Annotated in this window: 11 protein-coding genes; 8 read left to right on the top strand and 3 right to left on the bottom strand. The window is 39.5% G+C overall.

Features of this window, described 5'->3' with window-relative positions:
• Positions 1–163 precede the first annotated feature (163 nt).
• Positions 164–3,346 carry a type ISP restriction/modification enzyme gene (locus ACPUEN_RS05935; RefSeq protein ID WP_425639191.1) on the top strand — a complete coding sequence of 1,061 codons (3,183 nt, stop codon included), beginning with the start codon at positions 164–166 and terminating at the stop codon, positions 3,344–3,346.
• A gap of 33 nt (positions 3,347–3,379) precedes the next feature.
• Positions 3,380–4,039: a DNAJC11 domain-containing protein gene (locus ACPUEN_RS05930; protein ID WP_425639190.1), complete on the top strand. Its 660-nt coding sequence runs from the start codon at positions 3,380–3,382 to the stop codon at positions 4,037–4,039.
• 743 nt (positions 4,040–4,782) lie between these two features.
• On the opposite strand, the gene ACPUEN_RS05925 is transcribed toward ACPUEN_RS05930, so the two are convergent.
• From ACPUEN_RS05925 to ACPUEN_RS05915, 3 genes are all read right to left on the bottom strand, one after another.
• Positions 4,783–5,262, bottom strand: a complete 480-nt coding sequence (locus tag ACPUEN_RS05925; RefSeq protein ID WP_425639189.1) for a hypothetical protein — start codon at positions 5,260–5,262, stop codon at positions 4,783–4,785.
• A 337-nt stretch (positions 5,263–5,599) separates the two neighbouring features.
• Positions 5,600–7,423: a Xaa-Pro dipeptidyl-peptidase gene (locus ACPUEN_RS05920; protein WP_425639188.1), complete on the bottom strand. Its 1,824-nt coding sequence runs from the start codon at positions 7,421–7,423 to the stop codon at positions 5,600–5,602.
• Positions 7,424–7,615: 192 nt separating this feature from the next.
• Entirely contained in the window at positions 7,616–11,587 is a 3,972-nt protein-coding gene (locus ACPUEN_RS05915; RefSeq protein WP_425639187.1) for a two-component regulator propeller domain-containing protein, read from the bottom strand.
• A 547-nt stretch (positions 11,588–12,134) separates the two neighbouring features.
• Here ACPUEN_RS05915 and ACPUEN_RS05910 point away from each other — a divergent pair.
• From ACPUEN_RS05910 to ACPUEN_RS05885, 6 genes are all read left to right on the top strand, one after another.
• Entirely contained in the window at positions 12,135–12,851 is a 717-nt protein-coding gene (locus ACPUEN_RS05910) for a LytR/AlgR family response regulator transcription factor (RefSeq protein ID WP_425639186.1), read from the top strand.
• Positions 12,851–14,347, top strand: a complete 1,497-nt coding sequence (locus ACPUEN_RS05905; protein WP_425639185.1) for a sensor histidine kinase — start codon at positions 12,851–12,853, stop codon at positions 14,345–14,347. The genes ACPUEN_RS05910 and ACPUEN_RS05905 overlap by 1 nt, the downstream gene beginning before the upstream one ends.
• Before the next feature lie 12 nt (positions 14,348–14,359).
• Positions 14,360–15,880, top strand: coding sequence for a histidine kinase (locus ACPUEN_RS05900; protein ID WP_425639184.1), 1,521 nt, complete (start codon positions 14,360–14,362; stop codon positions 15,878–15,880).
• Between the two features lie 152 nt (positions 15,881–16,032).
• Complete coding sequence (locus ACPUEN_RS05895; RefSeq protein WP_425639183.1) at positions 16,033–16,629, top strand: hypothetical protein; 597 nt, start codon at positions 16,033–16,035, stop codon at positions 16,627–16,629.
• Positions 16,630–16,640: 11 nt separating this feature from the next.
• Positions 16,641–17,234, top strand: a complete 594-nt coding sequence (locus ACPUEN_RS05890; RefSeq protein WP_425639182.1) for a hypothetical protein — start codon at positions 16,641–16,643, stop codon at positions 17,232–17,234.
• Positions 17,231–17,851 carry a hypothetical protein gene (locus tag ACPUEN_RS05885; RefSeq protein ID WP_425639181.1) on the top strand — a complete coding sequence of 207 codons (621 nt, stop codon included), beginning with the start codon at positions 17,231–17,233 and terminating at the stop codon, positions 17,849–17,851. Before ACPUEN_RS05890 ends, ACPUEN_RS05885 begins: the two co-directional genes overlap by 4 nt.
• Positions 17,852–17,892 lie beyond the last annotated feature (41 nt).

Below are 17,892 nucleotides of genomic sequence, written 5' to 3'. Positions count from 1 at the left end.
CAATCTACACCTACCGGGGAAGATTAAAAATCCATGGATAAGTGTTCGAGATTACAAATCTCGAACAGTGTTGATTACAAATCGATCAGCAGGTATAAAAAAGACTTTTCGTTTTACTGGTAAATGATATCTTTAGGAATCAATTTTTATCAACCCATTTTTCATGACTGTTTCCGAATACTTACAGAGTATCAATACCCGCTATAAGTTAGGCCATGCCACCGAGCATACCTTTCGGGGTGATCTACAAAATCTAATTGAATCGCTAGTTCCTAATATCTCCGCAACCAACGAACCCAAACGACAGGCTTGTGGAGCTCCTGATTACATTCTGACGAACAAAAAGGAAATCCCCGTTGGCTTCATTGAGGCAAAAGATATAGGAGATGCTGATCTTACAGGTACGAAAAAGAACGGAAACAAAGAACAATTCGACCGATACAAGGGCTCACTGGACAACCTGATCTTTACAGATTACCTCGATTTTTACTATTACAAAAACGGGGAACTCGTTACTTCCATTTGCATCGGTGTGGTGGATAGTGGAAAAATCCTTGCCCTTCCTCATAATTTTCCGGCTTTCGAACTTCTCATCCGGGAGTTTACTACCCATATCAGCCAAAGTATCAAAAGCCCAAAGAAACTGGCTGAGATGATGGCGGGCAAAGCTAGAATGCTGGCTAATGTGATCGAAAACTCCCTGAATTCCGATGAGATCAATCAGGAGAATTCCACCCTGAGAGAGCAGATGAATGCCTTCAAGGAAATTTTGATTCATGACATTACGCCAAAGGAATTTTCAGATGTCTATGCCCAGACCATATCCTATGGAATGTTTGCGGCTCGATTATATGATGAGTCCTTAGATTCATTTTCCAGACAGGAAGCTGCCGAACTGATCCCCAAGTCCAATCCTTTCCTGCGAAAGCTTTTCCAATACATAGCCGGCTATGACCTAGACGATAGAATTACCTGGATCGTGGATGCGCTGGCGGATATTTTCCGAGCTGCCGATGTGAACGCTATCCTAAGCAACTTCGGTAAAGCCACCCAAACCGAGGATCCCATCATCCACTTTTACGAGACTTTCCTGAGTACCTATGATCCGAAGCTGCGCAAAGCCCGGGGCGTATGGTACACGCCGCATCCCGTGGTGAATTTTATCATCCGCGCTTTGGATGATATTCTGATCGATGAATTCGACCTGCCGATGGGACTGGCAGATACCTCCAAAACCACCATCAAAGTACCCATCGCTACGCATGACAAGCGATTCTCCGGTGGTATGCGGGAAGTGGATCAGGAAGTTCATCGGGTGCAATTCTTAGATCCGGCTACAGGCACGGGCACCTTCGTCGCGGAGGCGATCAATCATATTTATTCCAAATTCAAAGGACAGCAGGGGCTATGGAATTCCTATGTGGAAAATCACCTGCTGCCCCGCATCAACGGCTTCGAACTTCTGATGGCATCCTATGCCATGGCGCATCTGAAGCTGGATCTGGTGCTCAAGCAGACGGGCTACACCGGCACCAAAGGCCAACGCTTCCGAATCTATCTCACTAATTCGCTCGAAGAATACCACAAGGACACGGGTACCCTCTTCGCCAACTGGCTTTCTGCCGAAGCCAACGAAGCCAATCAGATTAAGCGCGATGCGCCCGTGATGATCGTGGCAGGAAATCCACCTTATAGTGGAGAAAGCTCGAATAAAGGCGAGTGGATTATGAATCTTATGGAGGATTACAAAAAAGAGCCCGGAGGAAAAGAGAAACTGAAAGAGCGAAATCCAAAATGGATCAACGATGACTATGTAAAATTCATCCGCTATGGACAGCACTTTATAGAGAAAAATGGATCTGGTATTCTAGCCTTTATCAATCCCCATGGATTCTTGGATAATCCCACCTTTCGTGGAATGCGATGGAATCTGCTAAAGACATTTGATAAGATCTATACCATTGATCTTCATGGAAATTCTAACAAAAAAGAAACTGCACCTGATGGAAGTAAGGATGAAAATGTTTTCGATATTAAACAAGGAGTCTCAATAAATATTTTCATCAAAAATGGAAAGAAAGGAAAGGAGTCTCTCGCTAATGTTTTTCACAAAGATGTATATGGAAAGAGAGAGGAGAAATACGGATTCTTAATTGGATCAAATTTTTCAGACATTAAATTCAATCAAATTTCTATTACATCTCCATTTTTCACTTTTATAGAAAGAGATCAATTAAAAGAAAAAATATATAATAGTGGTTTTGAAATTGCAATATTTTTCCGAATCAGTACTGTTGGTATTGTTACTTCAAGAGATTCATTTGTTATTACTGAAAAGAAGATTGAATTAGAAAGGAATATTAAAGATTTTTTTGTTTTAGATAAAAATGAATTGATTAAACAGTATAATCTGAAAGAAAATAGCACTTGGAAAATTGATCAAGTTAAGGAGAAAGCTAAAAAATTTAATTCCGCATTAATTCATAATATATCTTATAGGCCTTTTGATACAAGATTTATTTATTTCGATAGTGATTTTATAGAAAGAGATAGAAAAGGTGTAATGAGTAATTTTTTAATTAGTGAAAATCTAGGTTTAATTACAGCTCGGAGTAATAAATCAGAAACTTGTGATCATTTTTATATTACAAAAAATTTAATGGAGACAAAATGTGGAGAAAGGACTACTCAATCAGCAGTTTTTCCCCTCTACCTCTACCCAGATTCAGATTCACAACTTTTCCTAGACTCCAAACCTATCCGTACTCCCAATCTGGATATGAAACTGGTTGCAGAAATCGCCAAGGGATTGGGGTTGAGGTTTGTGCCGGAGCCCTTCGACTTCGCTCAGGGTGACATAAAAACCACGTTTGCCCCCATAGATTTATTGGATTACATCTATGCGGTGTTGCACTCGCCGAGCTATAGAGAGACGTACAAGGAGTTTTTGAAGATAGATTTCCCTCGCGTGCCCTATCCTACCGATGTAGAGGAGTTCTGGAGACTAGTCGCCCTAGGCGGAGAACTCCGATCCCTGCACCTGATGGAAAGCCCAAGTCTAAACGAATACATTACCCAATACCCCGTAGGTGGTGATAATGAAGTGGAGAAGCCAGTTTATAAGGAAGGCCGAGTCTACATCAACTCCGAGCAGTACTTCGACAACGTACCCGAACTCGCTTGGAACTTCTACATCGGCGGCTACCAACCCGCCCAAAAATGGCTCAAAGACCGCAAAGGCCGAACCCTGGATTTTCAGGATATTCTGCATTATCAGAAGATCATCAAGGCGCTTGCGGAGACAGAGAGGGTGATGAGGGAGATTGATGTTATATCCTTTTTTTAAAATTCAATTTTTAAATGTTTAAATAAAATCATTATGACATTAGATTCATTTTTAAAATTGATATCAATAACGGCAGATTTTATTACAGTTGGAGGGATATTATTAGCTATAAGGTGGTCTATGATTTCAAAATTTGATAATGTACTTGCTCTTAAAACAAATAGGTTTTTATCCTATCTGCTTAGGTTAGGAATTATATTTGTTGCATTTATTTTTATTCTTCATTTTGGAAATTATCTCTTTCAGATAATTTTGATAATATTTTTGGTAGAAAATATAAGTGTATATTGGGTTGAAGAGGAATGGTATAAATATTTGGCTTCTTATTTAATAACGGCATTTTTTTTCATCCCTCTAACTTGGGTTGTTTCAAATATTATTTGGTCATTTTCGCTGAATTCATTATATGAATTTATAAATATATTTAAATCTGAAAATAAAATTAAAATTAAGTCAAATCCAGTTTTGTATATAATTAATGCTAAATATGGAATCGGTGGTACATACATAGATGTTACAAAAAAAGTTTCTCAATTAATTGTGAATAATTCTCTATCGGTGAGGGCGAGTAATCAACTTGCAGGAGATCCAGTACTAAACGTTAAAAAGGAATTAATAATTGAATACAACTATAACGGTAAAAAACATTCTATAACTGGAGCTGAAGGAAGTGTAATTAATATTCCAGAATAGTAGTTATTTTTTTACTCGGTCTAAGCGTAGATTGTATCTACACTTTCTTATTTTATGGAATTTGTAATTCCTTCACCTAAGTTCAACCTCCCGAAATAATCGGGACAGGCACTTCAGGGTTGCCATTTCAACTTAATATCATGATATCCACGGGTTGCACCCGAGGTTATTGAAAAGTTTGACCACTCCGTGGTCGTGCGTATGAATCTAGAACTAAAAGCAAGACCCCGAATGGGGTCAAACCATTAATAGCCATGGGTGTCCGCGATAGCTATCGGGACCCATGGACGAAATAACACCAAGATACCCCACGACCCTGAAAGGGTCGAACAATATCAGACTCAAACACTTGATTATCACTTCCGATCTCCTATTTATCACCTCCGAGTACATAATTATCAGTTCCGAACACATAATTATCACCTCCGAACACATAATTATCAGTCCGGAGCACATATTTATCAGCACAGAACACATAATTATCAGCTTAAAGCCGCTGTGGATCTGCTAGGAACAGATCATGATCACCTTGGAATGATTAGCTAGCAGTTTGGAGGTGATCTTGAGCAGATCTGATCAGATTTTGTGCTGCTTCTAGGGAATGGCGACCTAGATGAGACCTTCCAGGTTTTCAAAACCTGGAAGGTCTTTGCGTGACTTTGCGTTTTATTCTTTGTCTTTGCGATTCACCCATAAAAAAAGCCGGGAATTTCTTCCCGGCTTCAGGTGAGTTGAGCAACTTTTTAAACTCCCGCTGGATCTCCGCCACTGCGCTTGCTTCGCTTTTCGTAGCGCACTCTCAGGTCTGCAAACACCGGCTTGGAACTTGGCACATTTGCTTTAACAGCACCCTGCACAGATCGATAATACATGTTGGCCTGCTCCATCACTTCTGAGCCCGCCTCCATCAGCGTATCGTCCAAGTTGCTTGTAAGCTGGTTCATGGCATTATACACCGGTCCCAATTCACTAATTGCTTTCCAATCTTTCTGCATTTCTGCTACATCGGCATAAGGAGGCAAAAATTCAGGATTGGTCACTACATACTCCATTACCTTTTCTGCAAAGGGCCTCGAAGCTTCACCCATCTTCGTGAGTGTTCTTCGTTCATCTACTGTCAGGGCGATTAAAAGTGGCCCTAACTTCTCTTGCAATACCTTCACTGCATCATTGATGGCTTGAAGGTCTGCTGGGGGGATAGTAATCGATACACGATTTTCCATTGTAAAAATTGTTTATGTCAATAAAAATTAATTGTAGTTCAAGATAATTAAGAAATTTTTAATTTCAATTCGATCATTAAAAATTTCTTTCAAAATTAACTCACTCATAATCAAATCAGTTAGCGCTTAAAATGCAGGTCAAAGAAGGTGTGTTTGGGAGGGAAGGGGCAAGTAGGAAAATGGGGATTTTTGGCTTCCCTTTCGATCAAAAAACTTTAAAAAAAAGGCCAGGATTAAATCCTGGCTTTGATTGTAACTTGTTTGTTGTTACGGTAAAACCGTCTTTACTTTTCATTTTCCCCTTTACAGGGTAATTTTCACCGATTAGGAAGCTTTTTTACCTCACAGCTTTCTCTACCATACCTTTTCCTCCCACGATCGGAAGAGTCAGGACAGTTCCATCCAGATCAATGGTCAGTTCTGTGCCTGGCTTAGGTAGGAGAGTGAACTCGGCATCTGAGGAGAAGATCATCAGGCCGATCTGCTGACCTGCTGAGATGATCTGATCGTCTGGCTGCAAGTCGAAAGTGACCTCGTAGAATTGACCTGGTACTAGAGGTTCTCCCTTGCGGATAGAGGCATGGTTTTGTGGATCTGCCCAGCCTCGGGTGATGATATTGTCGGTGATTTTTGCATTTCTCCCGGCTGTCCAAGGCAGGGAAACCAACCATACAGAAAGGTTGGCAGCAGGAGTACTTGATGCCAGTTTCACGGTAATCGTCGAGATTCCTGAAATATGAATCGGCTCTGTGAGTACAGGGCTGAGGTAGAGCAAACGATGCTTGGTGTAATCCGCCTGCGCCAGTGCAGACCCAGGAAAGGAATAGTTATCCACCAGGGTTTCCTGCTTGCCAAAAGTCTCTTTCTCCAGCCCCATTGTACCGGCTGCCGGAGCTCCAGCTTTGAGGTAAAAGTTCACATCTGAAGCTTCAGGATTTGGGAAGTCCGCATAAGGAGTTGGGTTGCTTTGCTCGTCCCGTTCCCGGACGATATAGGCTTTAGGTCCTTCTTCCACGCCATTTTCCACGCCATGAAGGTAGCGGGTAAACCAGCGGTTCATCATAGAAAATGGGGGAGGGCCACCATGACCGTTTTGGTGATAATAGATTTTGGCAGGAATCCCTTTTGCGCGAGCCGCATCGTAGATTCTATAGCTGTGCTCTGGCATCACGTTCCAGTCATTAAAGCCATGAGACATCAGCAAGGCCGCAGTCATCGGCTCCATGTCATTGAGGTAGTCACGGCCAGCCCAGAAGTCATTGTAGTCTCCGGTGATTCTGTCCATTCCCTGCGCCATTTCGGTGTCACGGACAGTTTTGTTGTTATAGGCTCGCTTGGACTCATCGCCGCTATGGATGAAATCATACAAGACATCGATGTCTTCGCCCAGATACCCTCCCGGTGATCGGACAAGTCCGTTGGATCGGTAATAGTGATAATAGGACGTGTTGGGAGCGATGGGAATAATTGCTTCCAACCCTTCTACGCCAGTAGTTGCCGCGGCCAGTGGGAGGGTGCCGTTGTAGGAAGTTCCGGTCATGCCCACTTTGCCAGTGGACCAAAATGCCATCACTTTTTCATTTCCATCCGGCGTGGTGTAGCCATTGTCTTTGCCGGTGAGCCATTCGATTACGGCCTTTGGTGCCAAAGATTCATTGTCTCCACCGACGGTGGGCGAACCCTGCGAAAGTCCGGTGCCCGGAGAGGAGGAGTGCACCACGATGTAGCCACGAGGCACCCAATTCATAATTTCGGAATTGGAAATAATCGGCCGCTTACCTGTGCGTACGATCTCGGTTTTATTTCTCGGAGGAGCTGCCTCGCCTAGTTCATGCTTTACCTCCCAAAAAATAGGAGCGTTTCCTGCAGTGCCTGCGTAATAAGGACTGCTGGCATAGACCACAGGAAGCTTGAGTCCTTCCGTTTCGGTTTGCTGGGGGCGGGTCACATCCACATGCATCCGGTCTTTTTTACCGTCTCCGTCGGTGTCAAACTCCGTTTCCACCCAGAGATCAGTACGAATCCAGTTGGCGGAATCTTTCAGTTCCGGGACGATTTGTGCTTCCCCATTTTCAAAAATAGGTTTGACCTGAGCGAGTAGATTGGGGGTTCCTATCAGCAAGATTAGGAGAAAAAGTAGGGGGAGTTTGAAGGATTTCATGAAGTCTGAGTTAGTGATTTTATACCGGTAATCAATATAAGCTTTTGGTAGGAATTTAGTAGTTGATTTTACGGCTGTGGTTAATTGCATGCTAGCTATGGCGGGGCAATGGCTGGAGCATGTGACTGCTGGAGGGAATCAGGAGTAGTACGATAAGCATTATCAAGAGTAGCCAAAAATGTAAATGTGCTTTTACCTGGAGTGTTTTTGCTGATATTCCAAGGGAGTCATTTGATAGGTTTCTTTGAAGCATTTTATAAAATAGGAGGGTGAGCTGAACCCTACCGAGTAACCTATTTCTGCGACAGTCTCATCTGTCTTTTCAAGCTTTTGAATTGCTTTTCGCAATCGCTGATCCCGAATGAATGAAGAAGTTGAAAAGCCGGTCAATGCTGTCAGTTTTCTGTGTAACTGCATACGACTCATGCCTAGTCTTTTGCTGAAATCCTCGGCAGAAAATTCGGAATCCAGTAGGTCTGATTCGACTATTTCCTGAATTTTGTGAAGGAATTTCTCATCGGTTGAGCTGGTTGCTATTTCCTTTGGTGCTAGGATTGTTCCCTGCGAAAATCTGATTCTAAGTTTTTTCCTCAATTCAATCAATTTTTCGATTCTCAGGGCAAGTTGCCTTGCCGAAAAGGGTTTTTGAATGTAATCATCTGCCCCCAGTTCCAAGCCTAGAAGTTGGGTGTCTTCTTCGATTTTGGCTGTCAGTAGAATGATAGGGATGTGAGAAGTTTTCTCATTATTTTTTAGCTCTTTACAGAGCGTTAGGCCGTCTATTTCCGGCATCATGATGTCGGATAAGATTAGATCAGGGATATGATTATATGCTTCATAAATACCTTCCTTGCCATCTGAAGCTTCGACTATATGATAGGTGTTGCTCAGCTCTCTGACTAAGAAGTTTCTTAGACCCTGGTTGTCCTCCACAATCAAGACTTTTGGAGCGTCATCACCCAGTTTGGCAGTCAGTTCAGTAGTTTCTGTTTTTTCCACCTCCCATTCTTCTTCATCAATCACTTGAGCTGGATGGAAGGAATATTTATCGACAGAAAACTCTAGTAGTATATCATTTCGGGTGGCATCATCAGAGGATAAAATCAATTTACCATAATGAGAGTCGATTAATTTTTTGATTAGTTGAAGCTTGAGTGCAGCATCATTAGATTGGTTTCCTAGTTCAATTTCTGGGGATTTCCCATTTCCCTTCCACAGTTTCGATCGGTGTGAAGGTGTGTAGCTTAGCGCCAGAGTGACTTGTTGATTTTTGAATTTCGATTCGAAAATTATACTGCTTTTTTCCTCGGCCTCGTCAATAACAAAATGGATTAAGTTTTCAAGTATTCGCTCCATTTGATCCAAATCAAACCAAACTTCTGTGATAAGCGGAATATGGGATTGAATCACCAGATTCTTTTTTGAGCTCAAATAATAGAAATTAATTAGTACGGATTGGATCAAAAGTCCCAAATTTCCTTTCTGAACGTTGAGGGTAGGTTTTTCAGCTGTGATTTTTCGGATTGAAAGGATTTTGTCCACCAGTGCCAAAAGCTTTTTAGAATTGCTTTGGATAAGGTTTAACTGAGATTTTTGAATTGGATTTTCACAGTCTTGAATCAAGCGCTCAGTAGGACCCATGATTAAGGATAGCGGAGTTCGCAATTCATGTGAGATGTTACTGAAAAATGCTGATTTCAACTGATCAATTTCTTTCAATCGAATTGCTTCTTGATTTTTAACTTCCAGCATGTACTTGATCATCCAACGCCATTTCAGGTAACGATAGATGAAGGTTAGGAAAGCCAGAAAAATCAAGAAATAAATGATTTTCAAAAGATTGCTTTGGTACCAGGGGGGATTGATTTGAAACTTAAAACTCACTGGTGTTTCATTCCAGATTCCATCGTAATTACTCCCCATAACTTCGAATTCATAATCTCCCGGGCCCAATTTTGTATAGTTTACCCAATTGGTTCCCTGCTGAATTTTCCACTCTTCTTCATGCCCTTTAAGTCTGTATTTGTATTGGTTTTTTTCCGGTGCCGAAAACATCAAACTTGAAAAATGAAGGGTAAGGTTATTTTCATCGGCTTCGAAAGTTTGATTGGGTAGTTGTAGAATCTCGGAATTTCCATTGATGATCTTGGTCAAAGCCAGTTTTGGCTTTACTTGATTTAAGTAGATTTCTTCACCTCTGAAATGAAGTATATGACCTATTCCTCCAAAAAATAACCCATAGTCTGGATCTGAAAAACTAGCGCCAGAAGTAAATAAGCCTGTAGTTTTATCGAAGTTATCAAAGTGCTTTAGTTCTAGTGAGAAGTCCGCTGCGGTAGATATTGATGTAATCCCCTTATCCGAGCTTACCCATATTATACCTGACTTATCCTCTAGAATTCCGTGGATATGCGAACTTTCGAAAAATGCTAGTTCAGGGATTTTCAACCAATTTTCGGATTTGGTATCTAAAACATACAGGCCATTAACACCTGTTCCTACCCAAAGTCTATCCATCTTATCACTATAAATCACTGCTATTTTTAAGTTATCATCAGGCAGTGAGTTATCATCAGGCAAAGGAATTTGTTGAAATTCTCCGGATTCAATATTGAGTTTGATTAATCCTTTTGAGTAAGTAGCAACCCATAAATTTTGATTGTTTGACTGGTTGATCGCTGTGATATGATTGTCAGGAAAGGAATTTTTCTTTTTCGGGTCAAAGGAAAAAGTCTTGATCACACCTTTTGCTGGGTCAAATTGAAGGAGACCTTGATTTCTGGTTCCAAGCCAGAACCGGTCAATCTGATCTTTAAAAATCGAATTGATCTGATCTGCGGGTAAAACAGGCGTTGAAAATTCGTTGTAATGAGAGATTGTCTCATCGTTTTGATTGAGGATGCTCAAGCCTTCGGTTTGGTATCCAATCCACAGTTTATCATCATGGCCAGCAAGACTCAACACCCTATTTTCTTGTAATCGTGGCTGATTTCCATCAGCGGAAGAGTATCTCGCCCAGTTCTGGGAAAGAAAATCATAGGAGAGAATGCCGTTACTTGCACTACCTACCCACAGAAGTCCATCGCTGTTCAAGTAAAGAGACCTAATATTTTCAAGATGAATAGATTCAGCTATTTGGTCATTTGAAAGAAGTTGAAATTTATCCAAAAATGAATCATAAAAATTCAAGCCTCCACCTAGCGTTCCAATCCAAATTGTGCCCGAGTAATCCTGATATATACAAAGGATATCACTTGCGCCGATAGAATGGGGACTGTTTTTAGAATATTCAAACTGCTGCAAAGCTTGGGTAGAGGACTCATAGAGGAATACGCCAGATCCATAGGTTCCTATCCAAAGTCGACCAGATGAATCCAAATGCAAGTCTAAAATCGTTTCGGTGATGAGTTGACTTCCAGTTTTAACAGGCATTGGAACTAGTTCCTGTTTGGGGTTCCATTCAAAAACGCCATGCTCAAATGTTCCCAACCATAAATTCCCATTGGGAGCAAATGCCGCAGTACTTAATTGGAGCGGATTTGATTTGGGCAAAGAAATATAAGCGTTGTACTCTTTTGTAGCTGTATTGATGATGCCCACCTCATTTTTGAAAAGGACAAGCATCTCATTTTCGACGTAGGGATTCTGGATAAGCTTTACGATCTCTTGGCTGGTTTTGGCCAAGATCAATTCTTTGGTTTCGTTTGCTGGATTCCAAATAAAAAGTTGACCACTTATGGTACCAAAAATCATCTTGTCGTCAGCAACTTCGCTCATGGCTGTGACCGAATTTAAGTCATTTAAAGGGATGAATTTTTCATGTTTCTGATCAAAATACTCAGGCACAAGTGATGCGGAAATGGTCCAAACCGTATTTTTTGAGTTGATGAACAAACTGCTTTTTATGAAAAGGTCATCGTCCAATAAAAAATTGAAATCTTTGCGATAGGTTTTTACTTCATATCCGTCGTATCGATTTAAGCCTTTTTCGGTAATGACCCAAAGGAATCCATTTTTGTCTTGATTGATTGCCAAAACCCTGTTATTTGACTGACCTTCAGGGAGCCAAAATTGCCGGAATCTAATCTTGTCTTTAGCCTCAAGGTCATGAAAGCAAACAATCGAAACAGCAAAAACCAAAAAGTAAAAAATATGCTTAATCATTTTATATCCTAAAATTTTCAATCTAAAGTATTCATCAAAAAAGTAGATATGTCGATATGTATCGAATTTTTTGTAACTAGATTATTTTAGAATAAACATTGTGGTTATACGGAATCGCGCCAGTAGCCAAATATTCTATGACAAGCAAGATCCGAAGGATTGAGACAATTCATAACCCTCGGCGGAGCCGGGGGTATAGAAGATACTTAGTTTAACAAGCCCCGAAGGGGTGTCACTTTATAGTTTTGCCCTTTCAGGGCTCGAAATGCTATCAATTCTTTTACCCTGCACTTCGTACAGGGTCATGAATAGTCTTGCTCCTTCGGAGCTAACCATGGAATTATGCGGTTTGAATACCGAATACCAAATTTTGTTTTTATAAATTTCTTTACTGGCAGAATTGCGTATAATCATAATAAACATTAAAAAATAGCCTGGTTTTTAAGAGAACAATGGGTGCTAAATGACATAAGTTTCCTCGATTTCTTAAAAAAGTGTATTTTAAATTATCAATCTTTTACATATTGGTTTTATAAAAATCTTTTTCATGGTTAAAGTTGCAATACTAGATGATGAATCGAAGTCCATTCGATCCTTGGTTTATGAATTACAACAATTTGGTGATCGAATTGAAATTGTAGCTCAATATGGACAAGTGCAAGAGGCACTGAACCTGGTCAATGAAACGCAAATTGACTGTTTATTTTTGGATGTAGAAATGCCACAAATGGATGGCTTTCGGTTTTTAGAACATTTGAAGAATAGGGACTTCGAAGTAGTTTTCGTCACAGCATATTCAGAATATGCCATACAAGCACTAAGAAATCGAGCCTTTGATTATTTGCTTAAACCTGTGGATGGTGAAGACTTGGATCGGGTGTTAAGCGAACTGGAATTAAAAATTAGATCTAAGAAAGCAGATCTAAATCCTGAGCGAGTAATTCTGAATACCGACAAGGAAGCTCACATGCTTGACCCTCGAGAGATTGAATATTGCCAAAGTGAGGGTAGTTATACCTGGGTGTATTCTAAGGACGGCACAAAAATCTTGGTTTCAAAAAATTTAAAATATTTGGAGAAGATTTTACCTGATTCTTATTTTTTCAGAATTCACCACAGTTATCTAATCAATATACATTGGATCAGCCTATTCGATAAGAGCCAATCCCAAATTCTGTTAGATTCTGGAGCTAGTCTTCCACTTTCAAGACTGAGGAAAAAGGAATTCATCAAAAATTTAAAGTCTATTTTAAAAATTTACTGATGGAAAAATTCATGGATTTTTTGCAAAATAGCAATTATAACGGCATTGGTTTTGGAGTGATTTCCATACTCTTTTATTTGTCTATTTATCACTTCATTCTCTATTTAGAAAACAAGGAGAAGTTTTATCTTTTTTATAGCACGTATGCATTTATTAATGTTTTAATATTAGTTCCCATTCCGTATAATGTTTTTTTACAAGATATCTTTTTCGCTTTTCCGGATTTTTTTATTGAATTGGATTCTCCATTTAAATTTGCAAGTTATATTTTGTTCTCGTACTTCGTAATCGAAGTTCTCCATTTAAAAAATCACTTACCTAAATTCGTTCGGTTTTTCAACTATTTCACGCTTTTTGGAATAGTTACTTACCTGGTTTTGGGTGTCGTAGAGATATTTAAGCCAGAATTAAACATACTTCAGGGATTTTTCTATTTTGTTTTTTTGCCGATTTATTTCTTTGTGATGATCTATGGCTCACTATTGATATTAAAAATTGATGAAAATGTAAAAAGTTATATTTTAACGGGTTCCTTGGTTTTGGGTGTTGGAGCTATTTTGTCTGCAATCTTAACTATCGGTCAGCCTGCAGAAATCATAGACAAGAATTTCTATGTGTATTATATCGCAGTGTTGGTAGAAAATCTCCTGTTCACCTATGCATTAGCTATCAAGCAGAGTAAAGTATATAAAGATAAATTACATTTTCAGGAGGAGCTCGTCGTCAAGCTTAAGGAAAATGAAGAGTTGAGAGAGAAATTGAATCAGCGACTTCAAAATGAACTTACTCAGAAAGAGGAAAGGATAGTCACCTTGGCAGCAGATGCAGAAAGCGAGCGCATGGCTAAGGCCAAGGCATACTACGAACGTGAAATTACAGAATTGCATTTGAGGTCACTTCGTAGTCAGATGAATCCTCATTTTATCTTTAATGCATTGAATTCAATAAAGGTTTTTCTTATCGACAATGACAAGGATAGAGCGATTTTGTATCTGAACCGGTTCTCGAAATTGATTCGGATGGTTCTAGAAAGTTCACGTAAAACGAAGATTTCACTTGGTGAGGAACTGGAAATCGCCAAACTTTATTTGACATTAGAATCAATTCGATTTGAAGATGGGATTGATATGAAAACTACCATAGCTGAGGATATTCGCCTAAGTTCCATACAGATACCGCCTTTATTGCTTCAGCCTTTCTTTGAAAACGCGATTTGGCATGGTCTGATGAATAAATCAGGCGAAAAGTGGATCAATGTAGAGTTGAGTAAATTGGAGGATTGCCATAAGTTGTCTATTAGAGATAATGGTATTGGGCGAAAAGCTTCACAAGAGATCAATGGAAAGCGAACTATGAAAAAGGAATCTATTGGTATGAGCCTTTCTAAAGATCGCTTGGAACTATTCAATCAGAGTGAACTGGTCAATTACAGCTTCGAGATTGTTGATTACACCAGTCCTGACGACTCGGGAACGGAAATAATTTTCTGGTTCTAAGCAACATTGAAAATGGATCAAGCTTTTGGCTACTTTTTGAATTTTCTGGAAAACAGCAATCGCAATGGTCTGGCTCTGATGGCTATTTCCATCTTATTTTATCTTTCGGTATTTCACCTTATCCTTTATATCAAAAATAGGGAATCTTTTTTTTTGTATTATAGTATCTATGCTTTTGTCAATTCCGTAGCATTAATTGGAAGGCCTTATCATAGTTTTTTAAAAGATATTTATTTTTCTTATCCTGAATTTTTTAGACTGAGTATAACCCCGCTACAATTTATAAGCTTTCTTGTCTTTTCTTATTTTCTGATTGAGGTTTTACGATTAAGTTCTTATTATCCGAGATTCATAAGATTTTATGGTTATTATACGATTTTCATTTCTGCAGTTTATGCTGTCTTTTTTCTAGGTGTATTTATTTGGGATGGGTACACTTTGATGCGGCAGTTTTACTTTTTTGTGTTTATGCCGATCACTTTTGTTTACATGATAATTGGAGTTTTCTTGATTATTAAAACCCAAGAAAAGATAAAAGTCCCAATTCTTTATGGATTTTTGACTATTGCCCTAGCCTCATTCTTGTTTGGTTTTATGACGGTAGAGAAAGGTGTGGCTTTTACAGATAAATATATCTACATCTTTTACCTGGGCCTTTTAATTGAGAACTTTTTTTTCACCTATTCTTTAGCGATAAAACAAAAATTACTGTTTAAAGAAAAAATAAAAATTCAGGAAGAGTTAATGTTTCGCTACAAAGAAAATGACGAATTACGTAGCCTGTTGAACAAACAATTACAGCATGAAATTGTGCAGCGGGAAGAAAAAATTATAGAGCTTGAATCTGACGCTGAAGTGGAAAGGATGGCAAGAATCAAGGCGCATTATGATCGTCAAATCACCGAACTTCATTTACAGTCTTTGAGAAGTCAGATGAATCCCCATTTTATTTTTAATGCGCTGAATTCAATCAAGGTTTTTTTAATAGATAGAGAAAAAGATAGGGCAATTCTTTACTTAAACAGGTTTGCCAAGCTAATCCGCCTTGTGTTAGAGAGTTCGAGAAAGTCAAAAATCACATTGCGCGAAGAACTTGACATAGCCAAGTTATACCTAACCTTAGAATCCATCAGGTTTGAAGGTGGAATAGAGTTGAATATTGACCTTGCTGAAGAGATAAATTTGGATCAAATAATTATACCTCCATTACTTTTACAACCCTTTTTTGAGAATGCGATTTGGCATGGTTTAATGAATAAATCAGGAGAAAAGTGGATTCATGTATGCTTGAATAAAAATCAAGCCGATGGAATTCAACTATCTATCCGGGATAATGGTGTTGGGAGAAAAGCTGCCCATGAAATCAATGAAAAGCGCACGATGAAAAAAGACTCTATTGGCATGAGTTTGTCCAAGGAGCGATTGGAGCTTTTCAATCAAAATGAGTCTGTGTGGTATCAATTCAGCATTGTTGACCACGAATCGGAATCAGAGGTGCCGGGAACTGAAGTGATTTTTGAGTTGGGTATGTGATTTCATCTTTCATAGATATGCTTTAAACTGAGCCTACAGCCCACTTTTTTCCTGATGTTACAATTTTAATATCATTTGGTTCAGGATTTTTATCCTACGATTTTGGCTTGACCTACCTTGTTCAAAAGTTTAATCGATTTAAAAACTCTGCTATGTACAAGGTGTTTGCTGCTGTCTTAAGTAATCTAATTTTAATTCTACTATGCTCCTGTGGAGAATCATCCTCAACAGCTAAAGAGCGCTTATTAGACTCCGATCCTGCGCAAAATACTGCTAGCTCTACCACTTGGTTGATGGAGTTGATGGAAAAAGAACCCTTAACGGAACAGGGCTATTTGGCTTTGGTTCCAGAAAATCTTCAGGGTTATCCGCTGCAGATGAAAGAACCCCAGCGTGGTTTAAATGGATTTATTGCATTCTATGGCAATGAACAAGGCCACGAGCATCCAGGCTTAAAGCTTGAAGTGATTGATGGAGCAGGTCAAGTTCAATTTCAGCATGTCAATGCAGTCTATAAAATGCTCGAAAACGTGAGGAGTGAATCAGGTGATGATTTCGAATCACAGATCAAAGACTACAAAGGTGAGCGGATTCTCTTTGTCAAAAAGATAAAAAACAAGGAAGAGAACTTCCAACTCGAATATCTTCAGAATCAGCGTTATCACATTGGAATCATTGGGAACTTGGTAAAGCCTGACGTGATCTATGGTGCATTTGAAGAGCTACAAAGCAATCAGTTTCCCCAATAAATCAAGTCAAGATGAAAGTCAGCAACTATCCACACTTAATTATACTGCTATCGTTTTTCCTTTTTTCTTCCTGTGAAGAAAAGGTAGATCAGCAACGTGAGAGTTCAAATCATCAAGAAGTTTCAGAAAGTGCTGAAGCAGGACAAGAAGAAAACTCAAAATCCAACACAGGTCCAGTGACATCCAGCGCATTTTTGGATTGGTTGCCGATGAATTATGCGGGGTTTTCCCGAGAAAAAGAACCATCCACTGACTACGGTGACTTACCAAGAGTCCAAGTAAGATACATACACGATCAGGATTCCAAGAAACAATTTACCCTCGATGTGCTAGATGGCAAAGGTCCTTTGATCGTCGCTGTAACTGGAATGATAAAGACAAATCTAGGCGAAGAATACAATGAACCACTGTTAGATGGGTATGCTAAAGTTTATCAGAAAGAGGGTGTCAAAGCTTTTGAGCGGCATACACCGGCAGACCGAAAGTCTTTTTTGCAGTATGCAATCGACGATCGGTTTTACTTCAACTTCAAAGGAGAAAATGTAGCGCCAGAAATTTTTTGGGAATTTAAAAAGGTCTTAATACCAACTGAACTGAAGCAATGAATCGCATGATTTCCAGACTTGTCACAGTCCTTGTAGTCAGTTCACTGTCAGTCTACTGCCAGCGTGCGAATCGTATTTTGGATAAAATAGAGGCTCCGGTAAAAGTCCTAAATGGCTCGCAAAATCATAGAGATTCAAGCGGATTGGAAGATTTGGAAGAAGAAATTAGCCTTCGAAATGAAATTCCGATTTCTAAGGCAGTTCTAAAAACATGGTTGCCAGAGAGGGTCAATAATTTTGAACGTGTCCAGATGCTTTCTGGTCATCGGGATCAATCAGGGATAATTTCCGTCTTGGCTGATTACCAGATTCCGGATTCTTCAAAGGTCGCTGTCAAAGTCGAAATTTTAGATGGTGCAGGTGAAAATGGATCATTGTTGATTAAGGCATCTCAAGAAAGGCTTAACCTGGATATTGAAGAAAATAAAAATGGAACAGTTACCCGGATTTACCTTCGAAATGGACTCCGTGTCCGAGAAACTGAGAATGCTGCACAAAACTATTCTGAGATTGAATTTGTCGACCAAAGCCGCTTTTTGTTTCACCTGACTGGCTTTGGAATAAGTATACCTCAACTCTGGGGATTTTCTGATAGCGCAAGTTTTAGTCACCAATAACTTTTCAACTTGTGAAATCAAGCATGACAATGATATCTCGT

This window comes from Algoriphagus yeomjeoni (genome assembly GCF_049821175.1).
Classification (GTDB): domain Bacteria; phylum Bacteroidota; class Bacteroidia; order Cytophagales; family Cyclobacteriaceae; genus Algoriphagus; species Algoriphagus yeomjeoni_A.
This window is presented reverse-complemented; position numbering and strand designations above follow the sequence as displayed.

Coding starts and splice junctions, on each gene's coding strand:
- ACPUEN_RS05935 (WP_425639191.1), top strand. CDS start 164: ATGACTGTTTCCGAATACTTACAGAGTATCAATACCCGCTATAAGTTA.
- ACPUEN_RS05930 (WP_425639190.1), top strand. CDS start 3,380: ATGACATTAGATTCATTTTTAAAATTGATATCAATAACGGCAGATTTT.
- ACPUEN_RS05925 (WP_425639189.1), bottom strand. CDS start 5,262: ATGGAAAATCGTGTATCGATTACTATCCCCCCAGCAGACCTTCAAGCC.
- ACPUEN_RS05920 (WP_425639188.1), bottom strand. CDS start 7,423: ATGAAATCCTTCAAACTCCCCCTACTTTTTCTCCTAATCTTGCTGATA.
- ACPUEN_RS05915 (WP_425639187.1), bottom strand. CDS start 11,587: ATGATTAAGCATATTTTTTACTTTTTGGTTTTTGCTGTTTCGATTGTT.
- ACPUEN_RS05910 (WP_425639186.1), top strand. CDS start 12,135: ATGGTTAAAGTTGCAATACTAGATGATGAATCGAAGTCCATTCGATCC.
- ACPUEN_RS05905 (WP_425639185.1), top strand. CDS start 12,851: ATGGAAAAATTCATGGATTTTTTGCAAAATAGCAATTATAACGGCATT.
- ACPUEN_RS05900 (WP_425639184.1), top strand. CDS start 14,360: ATGGATCAAGCTTTTGGCTACTTTTTGAATTTTCTGGAAAACAGCAAT.
- ACPUEN_RS05895 (WP_425639183.1), top strand. CDS start 16,033: ATGTACAAGGTGTTTGCTGCTGTCTTAAGTAATCTAATTTTAATTCTA.
- ACPUEN_RS05890 (WP_425639182.1), top strand. CDS start 16,641: ATGAAAGTCAGCAACTATCCACACTTAATTATACTGCTATCGTTTTTC.
- ACPUEN_RS05885 (WP_425639181.1), top strand. CDS start 17,231: ATGAATCGCATGATTTCCAGACTTGTCACAGTCCTTGTAGTCAGTTCA.